Raw genomic sequence first — 17,452 nt, 5'->3', positions numbered from 1 at the left:
ATATGTCTTCACATCATATCGTTAGAGAGAAGCAGGAACCTGCATTGTACATCCACCATCTGGGTAACTTTGACGAGGAATACCTTGGTCAGCTATTAGAGTGGAGCCCTACATTAATCGTAAACGCTGCTGAATATGAAAAGGTAATCAGCCTCGGTTTAAAGGTAGATGGGGTTGCTGGAATTTCCGACCCACTTTTATTTCAGGAAAATACCAGGATTATTAATGCGGTGTCTAACAACCTTAATGAGGTTGTTGATCATCTGATTTCTGAAAAGTATCCGGCAGTCAATATCATTGATATTCAAAATTCTTTACCAGATCTTATTGATGCACTTTCTAAGATTGATATCGTAGTATTTACAGAATCCGAAAAGGCTTACGCAATACGTACAGGATTTAAAGTATGGAAACCTGCCGGAAATCTTTTTAGTATACAGCCAAACACAGATTTTAAAGGCAGTAATTTAATCCCTTCACAAAACGGTCAGCATCAAGTTATAGCTGATGGATTTGTAGAATTTATATTTAACACCCCATATTTGTTAATCAGCGAACCGTTATGATCGTTTTAAGAAAAGCAAAAGAAGAAGATATTGAGGTAATTCAGGATATTGCCAACAATACCTGGTACGATACGTACGCAAGTTTCATCACAGATGAGCAGATCAAATACATGCTCAACAAGATGTATAATAAAGGTGAGCTGCTGTCTCAACTACAGGGCGGCCATACTTTTCTGATTGCAGAAGAGAATGATAAAGATCTGGGTTACGCTGGCTTTTCTGTTGCTGATGCTGAACTGAAGACTTACAAGCTTCACAAATTATATGTGCTGCCCTCTGCTCATGGAAGGGGGGTTGGCAAGTTGCTGATCAACGAAGTTTTTAATCTTGTGAAAAAAGAAGGTGGCGTTGCAGTACAACTCAACGTAAATAGAAATAATAAAGCAGCTGATTTTTATCAGTCGGCCGGTTTCGTAATAAAAGAAACCGTCGACCTGGATATCGGCGACGGTTTCTTTATGAATGACTATGTGATGGAGAAATCCATATAACCGGTTCTTAAGCCCGTTGCTCTATTGTTTTAACTTAGGGATTCTTGTTGGTGTATCTATGCCTTTAACAATCGTTATGGCGCTCTTTGCAATGCCTTTGATTGTCGACAAGATATTTTCAACATCTAATGAGCTGAATTCATCTTTTACCGTATGGTACAATTTATCTGTATCGATTTGGTCTGTACTTATGGTATGTGCGGGCACACCAAGTGCTGCAAGAGTAGCATTATCGCTGCGGTAAAATAGATTCTGCTGAGGGTAAGGATCGGGATGAAAGGTAAATTCTGTTCCTTCCAGATTTTTTTGTAAGATTTTTCCGAAATCTGATTTATCATATCCGGTGATAAAAGCTGTATTTTTTCCGAATTTACTGTCTTTACCGATCATTTCGATGTTGAACATCGCTACAACATCATCAGGGTTAAGTTTAGATGAGAAATACCTCGCGCCGAAGCCGCCAATCTCTTCAGCAGTAAATGCCACAAAGATCAACGTGCGCTCGTTATTATTTAGTTTTTTATAATATTTAGCAAGCGCGATCATTGCGGTGGTTCCAGAAGCGTCGTCGTCTGCACCATTGGCAATGCTGTCTTGTGCATCGCCCTTGATAATTCCAAGATGGTCGTAATGCCCTGAGAAAACAACAATTTCTTTTGATTTGGATTTACCGGGGATCATGCCAGCTACGTTGAACAGGGGCATTTTAGTTAACGTATTGGCTATTTCCACTTTGAATGTACTAGCGGCTTCTTCAGCAAGTACAAATACAGTCACTGCCTGATTCGCCTTCAAATCATCAGCGTCTACAATATTGCCTTGTTGTAACCTTTCTCTGATTCGCTTAAAGGCGTCAACAAATTTCGCATCTACCAAAACCAATTGTTTTTTCTCACTGCGTATCAATTGCCTAAACTGGTCCATAAAGGCTTTATCTGCATCCATTTTAACCACGCCATCACTGTTTGTATTGTCGAATGTTAAACTGGCAGATGTGCCCCCGTAAACCATTATGTTTTCAGCTGCTATCGTTTTTCCATCAATTACCACATTTGTAGACTGGGGCTTCACGGTATATTTAAAGAATGATTGTCTAAATCCAGTCTCACCGGTAAGTGGCTTTAATCCAATTGTTTTAAATTCGGACTCTATAAATGTTGCCGCTTTATCAATCCCTGGGGAAAAGGTTGCACGACCCTGCATTTCATCACTACTCAAAGTTTTTATCAACTTTTCTACATAGGCCTTTGTAATGATGTTGTCTATTTTCTGAGCGTAACTTTGGTGGCCAATAAATAATGCCGTTAACAGGTAAATTAATTTTCTCATGCTTTGATGTTAGTATATGGAGTTCAGTTTGTTTTTTCTTTGATTGATTTCTGAAGAGACTCTCGTGTCGTGTACACCGTCGATAACGGTTACCTCATAATCTTTGTCCTTGTCAGACTCATGAATTTGGGAATTCTCGATGTTGTTTATTGAATTGTCATATGGCCCACTCGAACTCATCAGTTTCACAAACACTGGTAGACATTCAAAAAAAATAAATAACAAGCCGATAAAAGTTACTGCGAGCGAGGTGTCCGTATCTCTTGTCCCGTTCGGGTTAAAACTAAGCTGGCCAAGCGCCCAATTTCGATCTGCAAATCCTGCAATCCCAGCCAGGCTATCCAGCTGTTTACCTGTAAATAACTTTTCATTCATCAGCCCGTCAAACTGCTTCCGGTCAAGCACAAAACCTTCCAGTCTCCTTACTGAAGAAGAAAGTGTATCTAATTCTTTTTGTCGCTGCTGAAGTTCCAGTTCTTTTCTTTTAGCATAAGGGCCATAGCCCATAACGCCCGATGTTTCGGTCGTCTTGTTCCCGAAGATTTCAAAATTCAATTTTTGGCGGTCGGCCTTAATTGCGCTTTCCAAAGAATCGCGTTGGGCCTTGGTTTCATTTAGCTTGCCAATCTCAATTTTATATTTATTGTCGAACGCCAAGTTAAGTGTATCGATTTTAGAACGTTGATTGTTCAGGTAACTAACTTTTAGTCGCTCTCTAATCTCTTTATCAAAGATCTTCAACTCAAGAGGACGGGAGATAACTAAGCCAATCATAATTGCAAGAAGAATCCTGGGTGTTGCCTGTAAAATCTGCTTTCCGCTACTTGCACTTTTGTTAATACTCGAAACAATATATCGGTCCATATTAAAGATGGCAAGGCCCCAGATCAGCCCAAAGAACAAAGCAAACAGAAATGCAGCGGGATCGCCCTTAAAAACAAAATACATGGCATAGCCACCAGAAAGGGCTGCAAACAAACCGGTGAAGAAAATGGTAGCACCGATACCGATATATTTATTATGCTCGGTAGGATGTTTCTCCAGAGTAGCAATATGTGCGCCTGAACAAAACCAAAAGAACCTTGATATAGAATTCATGAGTGTAGCCCAAAGTTAGTGAAGAGCTAACTATTAAACGCTCAGACAACCTAGTTGTTACAAGATCAGTAGTTAGTTACTAGTATTTAGTAGTTAGATATTAGTATTTAGACAGATTGCCCCGCTCTCTGCCGATATTTCTAAATACTAATATCTAACTACTAAATACTACTTCGTATCTTTGAAAAAAATCCAAATGTTATGATTAAGGAAATAACTGTTCAAGAGCTAAAAGATAAAATAGACAATAACGAAGATTTTCAGCTGATCGATGTCAGGGAAACGTTCGAATATGAAACGTCTAACATCAATGGTGAAAATATTCCTTTGGGAGGTATTTTGATAGAATCAGATAAGATTGCAACTGATAAGCCTGTTATCGTACAGTGCAGGAGTGGCAAGAGAAGTGCTGCTGCTATTATGCAATTGGAGCAACAATTGGGATTAACAAATTTATACAACCTTCAGGGAGGAATCCTTGCCTGGCAAGAAGCATTTGATCCTGATATGCAGGTTTATTAATCGATGAAAAAGCAAATTGCATTAAATGTATTTTATAACCTCGGACTGATTGTTTCAGTCTGCGGGTTATTTTGGGCATTTAAAAACAACAACTACCTGATCATGGCTTTATTCATAGCCGCATCAGCATTGTTTTTATACCTTAAAATACAACTGATAAAGGATGTTCGTACAACGCTTAAAGCCACGCTCAAGAATAAGGAAAAAGGTCAGTAGGAATTCCCCGCAACCCTAACCCAGGAAGGGTACTCATTTCGTACTTTCCATTTTTAATTACAGGGTTTTCAAAGGGATTATTTGTCGTTAACCAGGGGCCATCCAGATCTGCCCAGTCGCACAATGGCGCAAGGGCAATGCCGGCCAATGTAGCGCAGGATGTCTCGCTCATGCAACCTATCAATACCTTCATGCCAAATGACCTGGCCTTCAATATCATTTGATGGCCTTCATACATGCCGGTACTTTTCATTAATTTCATGTTAATGCCATGGTATGCGCCCTTTAGTTGGTCCAGATCTGATAACCTTTGCACTGCTTCATCTGCCAGGATTGGTATCGGGCTTCGTTCGGTTAACCAGGCATTTCCGTCGCGGTTCAATTTGTCCATTGGTTGCTCAATTAGCCGTACCCCCTTGTCATGTAGCCAATATATGAGGTCAATGGCCTGTGCTTTATCAGTCCAACCCTGATTTGCGTCTACATAGAGCGGAAGGTCACTTACTGATCGGATGGTGTTGATCAGTTCTCTGTCATTATCCCTACCTAATTTGATTTTTAAAACTTTAAAATCTTTTGCATCATCCACCTTTTTACGAATGATTTCAGGAGTATCTATACCAATGGTAAAGCAAGTTGCCGGCATTTTGTAAGGATCAGCGCCATAGATTTCGTAACAGGGCTTATCTTGTATTTTACCATTGATATCATTTAAAGCGATGTCTATAGCCGCCTTAATAGCTGGATGTCCACGTTCTAAATCATCCAGGTAGGAAATAATGGTTTTAAAATCAAATGGATAGCTTAATTTGTTCCAGTCAACTTGCTTTAAAAATCTCACTGCAGTTTCGAAACTCTCCCCCATATACGGCACCATGGATGCTTCGCCGTAGCCTTCTATACCTTCATAAGTTAATTTAAGCAGCATAACCGGCGTATTGTTCCTGGAGAATTTAGCGATGGAAAACGCATGTTTTAATTCTAAGAGGTAGGGCTTGTAAACTGCTTTCATGGTCATTCGCTTTGTTCCGTAATGCTAAAGTTAACGATCATTTATCATAGCTTTGCAGGCAAATAGATTTAATATTGCTCCTGTAATGAACAGTACCATATATCAGCCATTCAAAAACTTCGACTTCAAATACAAGAACTGCTTTTTAAGTGGGGATACTTTTTCTACGCCTATTGTTGAGATGCCCATCTTACCACAATGGTTGCTTGATGTGGCGAACTTCAGTGGTGAAGAGCAGATTAAACTGCTGGACGAAAGCATTAGGAGCTATAACTCATTAAAGGTGCCCGTAAATGAAGAGGTACTTCAACATTTTATCGAACCTCTTGAAGAGAAGATTGCTTCTGCATTTGCACTCGGTTATGCTGCGGTTTCTAAACTGGATGAAGTAGATCTTTTCCGTTGGATTGGCAAGTTCATGTATGGCCTCTTATATATCGAAATGCACGCTGCAGTTAAACAGCAGCAAATTAGTGAAGACGGTATCAACATGTCTCAGGGACTGATGCATAAATTTGGCAACCTGCATACCATGATACAAGGGATTTACACTAGCGTGGTATTTGAAGATTTCACTCCCTGGTCCATCATTATACTCCCTTTGGATCAGCATAATACCCCTTTCAGTTTTAGAGATGAGATCAATACCCTAACCTTCTCCTTAAAGCTTAAAGATTTTGCCATCATTGCAATACTCCAGGATAATGGCACAAACAAACGGTATCATCAGGAAATTTTAGATCAAATTGGTGTTGAACCTTTGAGCGCGCAACAGATTGAAGAGCTCACTGCGCGTTTTTATTACAGCGCCTACTTATTTAATCGCCTGCCGGAATATGCCATTTTACCAGTAGAAGGTTCAATTTATATCGATGCTATGCCTTTGCGAGGTACACTTAATAAGGCATTGTTTGACCACTGGCAGCATAAAATCTATGCCCAGGTGCTTCAAGATTTTTGGAAGCCATGGGGACATACTTTATTTGAGATCATCAAAGACCCCACCAACCCAATCAGCTACTTTAATCCTCCATCTCTGCCAGAAGGATAGTAGGGCTTAACCAAATTTAACGATAAGTTGTTCAATAAAACTAGCAATAATGCCCTGTTTTAATATTATTGTTAAGATGATGCCAGATAATGCTCCAAAAAAATGGGCGTCGTGGTTAATGTTATCTCTTTGTTGCTTGGCGGCATACACACAATAAAAAAGATATAAAGGGCCAAAAACGATAGACCAAATTCCGAATGGAATGGGCATGATGTACATCTTTGAGAATGGCTGAAATAAGATATAACTGAACAATACTGCGCTGATTGCTCCAGAAGCACCCAAGCTATGGTACCATGTGTCATTTTTGTGCCTAAACACCGTTGGCAGATCACTGGCAACTAAGCTCACGAAATATAGAATGGCAAAATTAACAGAGCCAATCATGCTCTCAAGTGCAAAACCAAATGAGAAAAAGGTTAGCATGTTAAATATAAGGTGCATCCAATCAGCATGTATGAAGCCGCTTGTTATTAAAGTATAAATCCTGTTTCTTCTGGCAACATTATAAGGACTTAGTATAAACTTGGCCATCAAATTATGGTCATTGAATGCATAAATACTTGTTACAATGGTGAAAATAAAAATGAAAGAGGCTACTGGTGTATTGTTGATGAAATCCATTTATTGTTAGTTGGTTAGGGTATCCTTAAGTAGTCGGGCAATGGGGTAGCGGGTATAGGTTTTCTCGAAATAATCAGAGTTTTTATAAATAAGGTCCAATTGGGCCTCTCCGCTTTTTGCCAGCTCTGGGTTTTTCTTTTTTTCTTCTTCCAGGCGCTTTTTCAAACTGGGATCTTTCTTCATTAGTTCTGCAGCGGTGTCTTCAAAAACATAGGCGGAGAAATGTTCCTTCATACTTAATATGGAATCAAAAAAATTCCAGTTAAAGAAGGAATCCATCGCCTGTGGCTCTAAAGTTTCAATTATATAGCGGTTTGTTGACTGATTTACATACACAACGTAGTCGCCCGCATAAAATTGTAATGATTGCTGTACCGGCTTAACCTTTACGCCAGAATGCACATAGTGACCTTCAAACGGTTTAGTTCCTGTCTTATAATCTTCGATATAATACAATTCTACATCCAGTTTTTTGTCAGACGCTAATTGCTTCATCTCCACTTTATTCAGCTTCAACAACTCAATAACTTTTGTCCAGCCTTTTGGGATAATATAGGCGATAGGCTTATTAACCGTTGTTGATGCTTTAAAAGAATTCCAATATTTTATAGGCTTTGTATAAGGTTCATTCCTGTCGTAATACAATCGATCAAAGCCACTTACCTCGCTTGGCTTTTGCTTTGCGGCAAACCCTTTGAAATCCAGCATTTCCATTTTAGTCTCGTCCAACTTCCAATCTATTGCAAATTCTTGTTGGTTAGCTACTGCAGCATCTGCTTTCTTTTTATTATCCCCAATCAATTGCGCATCCCTGGCAACAATGTCGATATAGATTTGCAACAATTTATAAGTAGCATCAACCCGCTTGTCGTATGCCTTTAACATGTGCGTTTCGGGCATAAAGCCAATGGTATTATGCAGCGTGGTATAGCCTGTTGAATACCTGGGTGATTCAAGAAATCCCGTGATGCCGGCATCTGGCGTTTCTTCAACAGAATTTACATAAGGCGTCATCTCATAACCTACCTTTTTCATTTCCGCATACAAGGATGGCAGCATTTGGCCAGTCATATAATCCGACAAAATTGTGTTGAGTTTATCCTTATGTGTAGGGATTAGCGTCATGGTATACTGATAGTCGGCACCATTGCTGGTATGCGTATCTACAAAAATCTCTGGCTGCCAGATGTTGAATAGCTCCTGAAATGCCAAAGAATTCTTTGAATCCGATTTGATGAAATCCCTGTTTAGATCATAATTCTTGCTATTGCCCCTGAAGCCGTAAGCAAGCGGACCATTTTGATTAGCTCTGGAGGTGCTGGTTCGGTTAAAACTGCCGTCAATATTATAAATAGGAACAATACAGATGACCACATTTTTTGGAATTCTTTCAGTTTTCAGTAAATCCTTCGCCAACATCATGCTGGCGTCAATTCCTTCAGGTTCACCAGGATGAATGCCATTATTAATCAGCAATACGCGTTTATTCAGTTTCTTAATTTCAGCGGGAGTAAAGACTTTGTCCTTCGATAAAACCAATACATGCAGGGGCTTTCCGAAATCTGTACTACCATAAGTTAGCAGTCTGGCCTGCGAAAAGGTTTTAGCTAACCCCTCATAGTATTTAATTGCCTGTTCATAAGTTGCGGTTTCTGTTTTGCCGCTGATTTCATATGGCGTGAGCTGTGCTGAAGATTCCATAACTGAGAAAAGAATAAAGAAAAGGAATAATAGTCTCATTTGCCGGGTTTAATAAAGATTTCTTTTTGAAATACCTATTGGTCCAAAATGATATTTGATACCAACGCTGTAAAAATTGTAGATATCAGGGTTGGCGTTCTTAAATTTAACGGATGAGTCATCATAGCCATCCAGGCCTTCTCCAATTGTTAAGTTGCTTTGCAAATTTATATTTAATGCCACTTTTGGTATACCACTATTGCTTCTAAAATAGAAATTGATGCCCAGGTTAATCGGAAAGGCAATATCATTGGATGCATCCAGTCCGGGAAACTTATACCCGGTACTCGGTTGGTAGCGCACCACACTTTTCATTTTGTTGCGTATAAGACCGGCTCCGCCTCCAACGTAAAGATCTTTTATAAAGTTGCTGAAAGAGTTGCGATCATAGTCAACAAATGCCCCAAGTGCAATTTTAGCATTAACCGTAGCAGCAGTATAGCTATTGATGAACTGCCGCTCATTTGGGTCAGAATGAAGATCTCCCCCCACTATTTCACCTTTTTGTATCTCGCCACCAATGCTAAAAAAGGGGGTAAAATAATAATCCAGTGCGCCATAACCAGCCCATCCAAAATCGTGCTTACGCAAGTCGGTAAACGAATGTGTACTCCCGAACCCGGCACCTAGACTTAGCTTTTGAAAGTTCGACTGACTAAAAGCCGTTAAGCTTATCATCACTGCGAATATTGACGGACACACTCTTTTCATGAATCTTTCTATAACTTTGTGTTTTTAAAACAGCCATGCTAAATTATCAAAATAAAACCAGATCACTCGAATCCCGCTTCATAAAGTATGTACAGATAGATACACAATCAGATCCGCTATCGGCTACCATACCTTCTACTGAAAAGCAAAAGGATCTTGGCAGGGTGTTAGTGGAAGAGTTGTTGGAAATTGGAATTGATGATGCGCATCTGGATGAACACGGCTATGTTTATGCAACTATTCCTGCAACTTCAGATAAAAAAGTGCCGGTGATTTGCTTCTGCTCGCATATGGATACTTCACCGGACTGCAGCGGTAAAAATGTAAAGCCTATTGTTCATCAAGATTACCAGGGGCAGGATCTTGTGCTGCCTGATGACAACAGCATTGTTTTGAAAATGACTGAACACCCAGATCTTAAAGATCAGATTGGCAATGACATCATCACCGCAAGCGGAACTACTCTTCTAGGAGCAGACAATAAAGCTGGTGTAACAGAAATCATGGAGGCTGCAACATTCTTAATGGCAAATCCTGAAATTAAACATGGTATCATACGCATCTTGTTTACACCAGATGAGGAAATTGGACGGGGCGTTGATAAAGCGGACCTTAAAAAGCTTGGTGCTGATTTTGGTTATACCGTTGACGGGGAGACATTAGGTTCCATAGAAGACGAAACCTTTTCTGCAGACGGGGCTGTCCTTACCATCAACGGTGTAAGTACGCATCCTGGCTTTGCAAAAGATAAGATGGAAAGTGCTATAAAGATACTCTCAGATGTCATCACCGCACTGCCTACGGATTGTTTGTCGCCTGAATCAACTGAAGATAAAGAAGGATTTATCCATCCGGTAAGCATCAGCGGAAGCGTAGAGCAGGCAGAAGCGAGATTCATCATCAGGGCTTTTGATGATGAGCAGTTACAAGCTAACGGCGAGTTTCTGGATGCTACTGTACAAAATATTATTGAAGACTACCCCAACTCTACCTATACCTTAAAGATTACTGAGCAGTACCGAAATATGAAAAAAGTGCTGGACCAATTTCCTCAAGTGATTGAGATTGGTATTGAGGCGATTAAAAGAACTGGAGTAATACCGAAGCGACAAAGTATAAGAGGTGGAACCGATGGGTCCAGGTTATCATTTATGGGATTGCCCTGTCCAAATGTATTTGCTGGTGAACATGCTTTTCACGGTAAACAGGAATGGGCTTCTGTACAGGATATGGAAAAAGCGGTTCAAACCATTATTAACATTGCTGTTATTTGGGAAGAGAAAGCCTAGCCAGGTATTGGTCGTTATCGTCTTCAAAAATGATTTCTACCTTCCAGCCCTTTTTTACAGCTATGTTTTTCAGCGTTTGCTGATCAACATATATCCATTCAAACCAGTTGCCTTTATGGCCCTTATACTCATACCTGAAGCTGACTTCACCATAGTACCCATTTATGGGAAATGCAACTTCCTGATACAGGTATGAAAGGTCTGAACTGTCAAATACCAGCTGTCCGCCTGGATTAAGCAGGCTCTTCACCTTCTCTAAAAATGCTGTTAGGGCGGGAATAGTACCGGTTAAACCAATGCCGTTCATCATGAAAAGTAAGGTATCGTAGCTCTCACCATCGTATTTTAGGATATCTGCCTCGATAGCTTTTTTAATGCCGCGCTGTTTCATAATGCCTACTGCAACCGCAGAAATATCCATAGCTGTAACGTTAAGGCCGCGCTTTTGTAAAACAAGCGCATGACTTCCAACGCCTGCACCAACATCCAGTATTTTGCCCTTGCAAAGATCCAAAGCTTTCAATTCTAGTTCAGGCATTTCATCCTCATCCCTAAAATAAATGTCAACCGGCATCTCCTCCGGATCATCATAAGAATTGTGTACCCAAAGAGTTTCTGCAGGCGGTTTTAAAAACTGATCCTTTAATGCTTCACCAAAAACATCCATGCCGCGAAATTAGCGAAATTTAGAAAACTGTCGTCATCCTGATTCATTTCAGGATCTTGTGCTACTGAGCAGACTAAATTACAGCTCATATTCCTGATGGTACTCAGGAATAGCAACGTGTTTAAAACCTGTTTCTTTTAACCTTGTTGCAAAATTTTGCTGTACATCATACTCGCCATGTACCAGGAATAGTTGCTTCACTTTATCAGGATCCTGGCAAGAAAGGAAATGCAAAAGATCTTCATAATCGCCATGGGCACTCATAGACTTGATAGATTTTATTTCTGCAACCACATCATAGTCGTCCCGAAATATATTTACTGATTTCTGACCAGACATTAATCTGCCGGCTAAGGAGTGAGGATCGGCGTATCCTACCATTAGAATGGTATTCTTACTATTGCCAATGTTGTTTTTAATATGATGTCTTATCCGTCCGCCTTCTGCCATACCTGAAGCAGAAATGATCACGCAAGGCCTTGAGTCATCATTTAAAGCCTTAGATTCTGCAACACTTTCAATAAACTTAAGGCCCTTGAAATTGAAAATATCATCATCAACCTTAAGTACCTTTTTAACCCCACTGTTATAAACTTCAGGATGATTTTTTAGTACTTCTGTAGCTTGCATAGACAAAGGACTATCTACGTAAATGGGAACATCAGGCAATTTGTTCTTTAACTCAAGACCATTTAGTGCATAAAGAAGTTCCTGTGTACGACCAACACTAAAAGCAGGGATAATCACTTTGCCTTTTTTGACTTCACAAGTTTTACGAATGATTTCAAGTAACATGTCCTCTATTGGGTCGAGATCCTTATGCAAAGAATCTCCATAGGTGGACTCCATTAAAATATAGTCTGCCTGCTCAAATCGCTGCGGACTCTTAAGGAGTAAGTCGCCGTACCGGCCTACATCACCACTAAAAGTAATCTTTGCTGTCTCACTTTCTTCAGTAATGGTTAAGTGAACAGCCGCACTACCGATAATGTGCCCTGCATCGGTAAAATAAAGGGTAATCTGATCATCAATTTTAAAATCTTCGTTGTATTCCACTAATTTAAATTGGCTGAGCGTTTTAATCACATCATCCTCAGTGTAAAGTGGCTCTTCTATTTCCTCATGCTCCTTTTTATGCTTATTCATAAATTCTGCATCCTGCGTCTGGATCTTTGCAGAATCCATTAAAAGAATTCTGGCTAAATCCATTGTAGGAGGAGTAGCATAAATATTGCCGTTGAAGCCGTTTGCTACTAATTTCGGCAACAGTCCACAGTGATCTATGTGTGCATGAGACAAGATCACATAAGTAATTTCCGAAGGCTTAAAGCCGAAGTAACCGTTTAATTTATCGGTTACTTCGCCCATGCCCTGGAACATTCCGCAGTCTAATAATATTTGGTCGTTGTTTTTTAAAGTAATCAGGTGTTTACTTCCCGTTACAGCACGTGCTGCACCATGAAATGCAATTTTCATTCAGTAAGTTATGCCCTAATGTTTGAAATACTGTCTTTAACTCTATCAGTTACATCAGCCAACTTGTCTTTTGAAGAATCTAATAAATCGCAGAACCAATCTGCCACTTTATCTTTTACATCACCAGATTTATCGGATGATAGAATTAATGCTACTGCTGCACCAAGCGCAGCTCCTGCTAATATTCCTGCAACTATTTTTGTTTCCTTTTTCATCTTTGTACGATTAAGTTTTCAATTCAGTGAGACCTTTGTAAGATTTTTAGATCCTGCGCACTGTTAGTTATAAAACAACAACAGCACCGAATAGTTCTGGGAATGACTATATTTATGATGATGCTGAAAACTTTGTCCTATTTAAATATCGCTTTTGCGATACTCTATTTCTTGCTCTATCTACTCAACAGCACGTCATATGCAATGGCGGGAATATTGGTAGTTATTGTCTTTAATTCACTTGTGCTTAGGAACATAGAACAACAGAAAGCATTTAAACTAGTGCATTTTATAATCGGTGCGACCAATGTTTTCTTCGCCGGTTTTTTAATCCTCTGGGTAACACATGTAGTCTTGTCCTCCTTAAGATACGATTATTTTGGAAACTCCTGGCTGTACATCATGTTATCCATTTCCTTTATCATTTGTATACTACTGCACTTTGTTTTAGTTTTTAGGAAGTTTAGACAAGGCGTTACACACTAATTCTAGATCTCCTTATTCAAAGCGGCAAACGCTGGCACGCTTTCTTATTTTGTCAGCAATAAATGCAGATAAATATTTTATTTTAGCGGATAAAAAATAGATTATGCGAAAATTTTTCTTGGTTCTGTTCTTGATTTTAGGCGCGGCGGTATCTGCATTTTCTCAAACGGCACATCAGAATTCAGGTTGGTTATTTTTAATGAATACCCACAAAATAAACGATAAATGGGGCGTACATTTTGATGTACAATTGCGGTCTGCAAACGATTGGGAAAATCTCAGGAACTTATTGATCAGACCAGGGCTTACGTACTCTTTAAACAAAAACAACGACCTTACTATCGGCTATTTATTCACACAAACCTATACACCCGGCGCGCCGGCAATTACAGAGAACAGGGCTTGGGAGCAATATATTCACAGGCATAAAATCAGTACAGTAAATGTGACTCACAGGCTTAGATTGGAGCAACGATTTATTGAAAAGATTGCCTCAGATGATGTATTTGCTCAGCGCTTCAGGTATTTCTTAAGATTTTTAATTCCATTAAAGAAGGACATCCAGTCTTTCGAAAAAGGCCTATTTGTTGCCTTGCAAAATGAGGTGTTTTTAAACGTTCAAAACAAAGACAAGATAAACAGCAGTTTTTTTGATCAGAACAGGGCTTATGTTGCGGCCGGTTACCGCGTAAGTAACAAGCTGGATCTTGAGCTTGGCTATATGAATCAAGCTGTTAAAGGCGCAACAAATAATATCAATAACAATGTTGTACAGGTTGCTGTGTATACAAAGTTTTAACAAAGTTGGCTTAATTGCTTTTACTTACTACAAGGCAGAGAGTGTTTTGAAAATGTTAAAAAAACAAATAAGGATAACGAGGTCAAATAAGTGAGAGTTTTCTGGCAATGACAACGCTGTGGATTTCCTCAGTGGTTATACTTCTTTTGTAAACTTTTTCAAACAGGTTTATTAAGCCAAATCCATGGTTTTTGAGTTCTGAAATTAACTTTTGCGTCGAATGGAAATAGAAGTAGGCCCTGTCCCCGCTGCTACTGGTTTGAAAACCTGATTTAAGGTAGTCTCCTTCAACAAAACTGAGGTATAAAATGCCATTGTTGTTAAGTAATCCTGCGCAGTCGTCAACCATTTTTAAAGTATCTGTTTCCGATAAATAAGGTATGCAAAAGCCGCAAACGATCCCATCGAATTTTTGGGTAAGTTGATCCAGGTTTCTGCAGTCTAATATACTAAACATTACTCCCGGATTGTTTTTCTTAGCTAATTCGATCATGTTTTCTGAAACATCTGTCCCTTCAATCTTCAAATCGGGCTTTTTAGAAAGTAGATATTTAGTGATGTTACCAGGCCCAGATCCGATTTCAAGAATGCTTGCGTCCTTTTTGCCGATGTTTTCGCAGAAGGCATCATAGGTGTCATTGTATAAATCAAGGTCCATAAACTTGTCTTCATATACTTTGGCCACTTTATTCCAGGTCTCAAACGTTTCTTTATAGCTGTCCATAAAAGCAAAAATATAACTTATAATGCATATTCTGTCCTTGCATAATTGGCGCATCTAGAATAGTATAGTTAGTCGGATTTAATACCACGTGATAAATTCTAGCATGCAGTTAGACTATTATATTTAATTGTTGTAAATTCAACTCGAAAACACACAAATACAATGAAACTAAATCTAAAATATTCTGCAATCAGGATGGCTGCAATTGCAGTTTTGCCATTGATGTTATTGAGCTACACTTTTAAATCGCCAGAGGTGACTGTCCCTAAATGGAAACAGATGTTTGATGGAAAAGACCTTAAGGGCTGGGAAGTGAAGATCAGAAACCATGATTTGAATGATAATTTTGGAAACACTTTTAGAGTGGAAGACGGTAAAATTGAAGTGAGGTACGATCAGTATACTAGTTTCGATCAACAGTATGGGCACCTATTTTATAAAAAAACGTATTCGCATTACTTGATCGGAGTAGAGTATCGGTTTGTTGGTGATCAGGCAAAAGGCGGTGAGGGTTGGGCTTTACGCAATAGTGGAATTATGATCCACGGACAACTTCCTGCAGAAATGAGGAAGGACCAGGATTTTCCAAATTCAATTGAAGTACAGTTGCTTGGAGGAAATGGAGATGGAAAACGCTCAACTGCCAATATTTGTACGCCGGGAACACAATTTGTAAAAAATGGCAAGGTAATTAAAACACATTGCGTGGATTCAAATTCGGACACTTTTAACGGCCCCCAGTGGGTTCGCGCTGAGGTACTGGTATTGGGTGATTCTCTCGTAGTTCATTATATTAACGGGGTAGAAGTCTTGCGTTATCAGCATCCTCAAAAAGATCCAAAAGGAAATGAGGAAGAGGGTGAATTGTTGAAATCTGGTTCTATTTCATTACAAAGTGAAAGTCACCCAATTGATTTCCGAAAAGTAGAAATCATCGATCTTGAGAAGTATGCGAAAGATCCTGTAAAGCTTGCAGCGGTAATACAAAAATTAACTTCTGAAAAGCGAGTTCCGAAACAATAAGTATCTGCGCCACGTGCGCTTTTAATTCCTGAAATTACCATTGTTTTTTGTTGTTGCAAAGTAGTGGTGTACTTTGCACATGGGTCTGTGCTTGATTCGATCTGCCATTAGAAAAGATTCGCTTGAGGTTTGTTCGGAGATATGGCCCTTTTCTCCGAACAAACCTACAGCAAACCTAAACCAAATCTACTATTATACTGCCCAAAGGGTGAGAACAACTTGCAGAGTTAAATGATGGTGTCTTAAATAGCCCTTCTGTAGTCGTTGCATCGTCAATCGACGAGCTAAGGGCTAACCAAGGACCTGTCAAGGACCTACCAAGGATTAACCAACCCAAAAAGGAGATCGGAAAAAGATGCGCTTTGTCCTGCACTTGAATTTGTCTTCTTGTTGGTGACTTTAGTTTTTTTAGGTCGTTAAGGAAATGGAACAACGCAATTAGAAAGATTCACTTTTTTTCATCAAGTGTTTGACAATTAAAGATATTACGCTATCTTTGCAGTCCCTAAAATTAGGGGGAATAAATAATTGTTTAACAAATTAAATACAAGCAAGTGAATACGTTAAGTTACAAAACTGTCTCTGCCAATGCAAAAACTGTTAACAAACAGTGGGTTGTTGTTGACGCACAAGGCGAGATTTTGGGGCGCTTGTCATCGAAGATCGCAATGATCATCCGTGGTAAAAACAAGCCTGAGTACACCCCACACGTAGACTGCGGCGATAATGTGATCGTTATCAATGCAGACAAGATTAAGTTGACCGGAAACAAATTCAGTGAGAAGATCTATACTTCTTATACTGGTTACCCAGGTGGTCAGCGTTTCATTTCTCCGAAAGAGTTAATGGCGAAACATCCAAAACGTGTTATCGAAAAAGCAGTACGTGGTATGTTACCTAAAACTAAACTTGGTGCTAAATTGTACACCAACCTTTATGTTTATGCAGGTGCAGAACATCCTCATGCAGCACAATCACCAAAAACCATTACACTTTAATTAAAGAAGAAATGTCAGTTACTAATACTTCAGGAAGAAGAAAGACTGCTGTTGCTCGTATCTATTTAAAAGAAGGCAGCGGCACTATTACCGTTAACGGTAAAGATCACAAAGAATATTTCCCAACCTTGCCATTACAATATATCGTTAATCAATCATTCACAGTATCTGAATTGGTTGGTCAGTATGATGTAAGCGTAAATGTAGCAGGTGGTGGTGTTAAAGGCCAGGCAGAAGCAGTTCGTTTGGCTATTGCTAAAGCTATTGTTGAATTAGATGCTGAGAAAAAACCAGCATTACGCGCTAAAGGGTTAATGACCCGTGATATGCGTATGGTTGAGCGTAAGAAACCAGGACGCAAGAAAGCACGTAAGAAATTCCAATTCAGTAAACGTTAATCTTAAGGAGACAAAAC

Annotated in this window: 21 protein-coding genes; 11 read left to right on the top strand and 10 right to left on the bottom strand. The window is 39.4% G+C overall.

Going from position 1 to position 17,452, the window contains the following annotated elements; all coding sequences use genetic code 11:
- Positions 1-2: 2 nt before the first annotated feature.
- Together ACXZ1K_RS03010 and ACXZ1K_RS03005 are read left to right on the top strand one after the other, a co-directional pair.
- A complete protein-coding gene (locus ACXZ1K_RS03010) occupies positions 3-566 on the top strand; it encodes a thiamine pyrophosphokinase (RefSeq protein WP_458971903.1) in 564 nt (187 codons plus the stop codon).
- Positions 563-1,057 (top strand): GNAT family N-acetyltransferase, encoded by a 495-nt coding sequence (locus tag ACXZ1K_RS03005; RefSeq protein WP_458971902.1) that lies wholly within the window; start codon positions 563-565, stop codon positions 1,055-1,057. The genes ACXZ1K_RS03010 and ACXZ1K_RS03005 overlap by 4 nt, the downstream gene beginning before the upstream one ends.
- 21 nt (positions 1,058-1,078) lie before the next feature.
- On the opposite strand, the gene ACXZ1K_RS03000 is transcribed toward ACXZ1K_RS03005, so the two are convergent.
- Both ACXZ1K_RS03000 and ACXZ1K_RS02995 read right to left on the bottom strand, forming a co-directional pair.
- On the bottom strand, positions 1,079-2,386 hold the full coding sequence (locus tag ACXZ1K_RS03000; protein WP_458971901.1) for a M20/M25/M40 family metallo-hydrolase: 1,308 nt from the start codon (positions 2,384-2,386) through the stop codon (positions 1,079-1,081).
- Positions 2,387-2,395: 9 nt separating this feature from the next.
- Positions 2,396-3,484, bottom strand: coding sequence for a DUF4407 domain-containing protein (locus ACXZ1K_RS02995; RefSeq protein WP_458971900.1), 1,089 nt, complete (start codon positions 3,482-3,484; stop codon positions 2,396-2,398).
- 204 nt (positions 3,485-3,688) lie between these two features.
- Between ACXZ1K_RS02995 and ACXZ1K_RS02990 the strand changes: the two genes are divergently transcribed.
- Together ACXZ1K_RS02990 and ACXZ1K_RS02985 are read left to right on the top strand one after the other, a co-directional pair.
- Positions 3,689-4,006, top strand: coding sequence for a rhodanese-like domain-containing protein (locus ACXZ1K_RS02990; protein ID WP_458973226.1), 318 nt, complete (start codon positions 3,689-3,691; stop codon positions 4,004-4,006).
- Between the two features lie 3 nt (positions 4,007-4,009).
- Positions 4,010-4,222 carry a DUF6358 family protein gene (locus ACXZ1K_RS02985; protein ID WP_458971899.1) on the top strand — a complete coding sequence of 71 codons (213 nt, stop codon included), beginning with the start codon at positions 4,010-4,012 and terminating at the stop codon, positions 4,220-4,222.
- On the opposite strand, the gene ACXZ1K_RS02980 is transcribed toward ACXZ1K_RS02985, so the two are convergent.
- Positions 4,197-5,234: a dipeptide epimerase gene (locus ACXZ1K_RS02980; protein WP_458971898.1), complete on the bottom strand. Its 1,038-nt coding sequence runs from the start codon at positions 5,232-5,234 to the stop codon at positions 4,197-4,199. The two genes, ACXZ1K_RS02985 and ACXZ1K_RS02980, sit on opposite strands and share 26 nt — an antisense overlap.
- A gap of 85 nt (positions 5,235-5,319) precedes the next feature.
- Here ACXZ1K_RS02980 and ACXZ1K_RS02975 point away from each other — a divergent pair, with 85 nt between their 5' ends.
- Positions 5,320-6,285 carry a hypothetical protein gene (locus ACXZ1K_RS02975; protein ID WP_458971897.1) on the top strand — a complete coding sequence of 322 codons (966 nt, stop codon included), beginning with the start codon at positions 5,320-5,322 and terminating at the stop codon, positions 6,283-6,285.
- 6 nt (positions 6,286-6,291) lie between these two features.
- Here the strand turns inward: ACXZ1K_RS02975 and ACXZ1K_RS02970 are convergent, their stop codons facing one another.
- The 3 genes from ACXZ1K_RS02970 to ACXZ1K_RS02960 are packed head-to-tail and all read right to left on the bottom strand — an operon-like array spanning position 6,292 to position 9,327.
- Positions 6,292-6,909 carry a rhomboid family intramembrane serine protease gene (locus ACXZ1K_RS02970; RefSeq protein WP_458971896.1) on the bottom strand — a complete coding sequence of 206 codons (618 nt, stop codon included), beginning with the start codon at positions 6,907-6,909 and terminating at the stop codon, positions 6,292-6,294.
- Positions 6,910-6,915: 6 nt separating this feature from the next.
- Complete coding sequence (locus ACXZ1K_RS02965) at positions 6,916-8,649, bottom strand: M14 family metallopeptidase (RefSeq protein ID WP_458971895.1); 1,734 nt, start codon at positions 8,647-8,649, stop codon at positions 6,916-6,918.
- A 9-nt stretch (positions 8,650-8,658) separates the two neighbouring features.
- The gene (locus tag ACXZ1K_RS02960) at positions 8,659-9,327 is read right to left on the bottom strand and encodes a hypothetical protein (protein WP_458971894.1); all 669 of its coding nucleotides are present in this window, start codon (positions 9,325-9,327) and stop codon (positions 8,659-8,661) included.
- A gap of 68 nt (positions 9,328-9,395) precedes the next feature.
- On the opposite strand from ACXZ1K_RS02960, the gene pepT reads away from it, so the two are divergent.
- Positions 9,396-10,649, top strand: a complete 1,254-nt coding sequence (pepT, locus tag ACXZ1K_RS02955; RefSeq protein WP_458971893.1) for a peptidase T — start codon at positions 9,396-9,398, stop codon at positions 10,647-10,649.
- Here the strand turns inward: pepT and ACXZ1K_RS02950 are convergent.
- The 3 genes from ACXZ1K_RS02950 to ACXZ1K_RS02940 form a co-directional block, all read right to left on the bottom strand.
- Positions 10,627-11,316 carry a class I SAM-dependent methyltransferase gene (locus ACXZ1K_RS02950; protein ID WP_458971892.1) on the bottom strand — a complete coding sequence of 230 codons (690 nt, stop codon included), beginning with the start codon at positions 11,314-11,316 and terminating at the stop codon, positions 10,627-10,629. The genes pepT and ACXZ1K_RS02950 overlap by 23 nt on opposite strands.
- A gap of 78 nt (positions 11,317-11,394) precedes the next feature.
- The gene (locus ACXZ1K_RS02945; protein WP_458971891.1) at positions 11,395-12,792 is read right to left on the bottom strand and encodes an MBL fold metallo-hydrolase RNA specificity domain-containing protein; all 1,398 of its coding nucleotides are present in this window, start codon (positions 12,790-12,792) and stop codon (positions 11,395-11,397) included.
- An 8-nt stretch (positions 12,793-12,800) separates the two neighbouring features.
- Positions 12,801-13,007, bottom strand: a complete 207-nt coding sequence (locus ACXZ1K_RS02940) for a YtxH domain-containing protein (RefSeq protein ID WP_458971890.1) — start codon at positions 13,005-13,007, stop codon at positions 12,801-12,803.
- Positions 13,008-13,109: 102 nt separating this feature from the next.
- Here ACXZ1K_RS02940 and ACXZ1K_RS02935 point away from each other — a divergent pair, with 102 nt between their 5' ends.
- A complete protein-coding gene (locus ACXZ1K_RS02935; RefSeq protein WP_458971889.1) occupies positions 13,110-13,493 on the top strand; it encodes a hypothetical protein in 384 nt (127 codons plus the stop codon).
- Positions 13,494-13,596: 103 nt separating this feature from the next.
- A complete protein-coding gene (locus ACXZ1K_RS02930) occupies positions 13,597-14,292 on the top strand; it encodes a DUF2490 domain-containing protein (protein WP_458971888.1) in 696 nt (231 codons plus the stop codon).
- An 82-nt stretch (positions 14,293-14,374) separates the two neighbouring features.
- On the opposite strand, the gene ACXZ1K_RS02925 is transcribed toward ACXZ1K_RS02930, so the two are convergent.
- Entirely contained in the window at positions 14,375-15,016 is a 642-nt protein-coding gene (locus ACXZ1K_RS02925) for a class I SAM-dependent DNA methyltransferase (protein ID WP_458971887.1), read from the bottom strand.
- 162 nt (positions 15,017-15,178) lie between these two features.
- Here ACXZ1K_RS02925 and ACXZ1K_RS02920 point away from each other — a divergent pair, with 162 nt between their 5' ends.
- The 3 genes from ACXZ1K_RS02920 to rpsI all read left to right on the top strand — a co-directional run bounded on the left by ACXZ1K_RS02920 (position 15,179) and on the right by rpsI (position 17,435).
- Positions 15,179-16,039, top strand: coding sequence for a 3-keto-disaccharide hydrolase (locus tag ACXZ1K_RS02920; protein ID WP_458971886.1), 861 nt, complete (start codon positions 15,179-15,181; stop codon positions 16,037-16,039).
- A gap of 554 nt (positions 16,040-16,593) precedes the next feature.
- Positions 16,594-17,037, top strand: coding sequence for a 50S ribosomal protein L13 (gene rplM / locus ACXZ1K_RS02915; RefSeq protein ID WP_458971885.1), 444 nt, complete (start codon positions 16,594-16,596; stop codon positions 17,035-17,037).
- Between the two features lie 11 nt (positions 17,038-17,048).
- The gene (gene rpsI / locus ACXZ1K_RS02910) at positions 17,049-17,435 is read left to right on the top strand and encodes a 30S ribosomal protein S9 (RefSeq protein WP_458971884.1); all 387 of its coding nucleotides are present in this window, start codon (positions 17,049-17,051) and stop codon (positions 17,433-17,435) included.
- Positions 17,436-17,452: the final 17 nt, after the last annotated feature.

The sequence above is a fragment of the Pedobacter jaeyakensis genome (genome assembly GCF_054461315.1).
The sequence above is the reverse complement of the archived record's forward strand: the minus strand, read 5'-3'. Positions and strand labels throughout refer to the sequence as shown.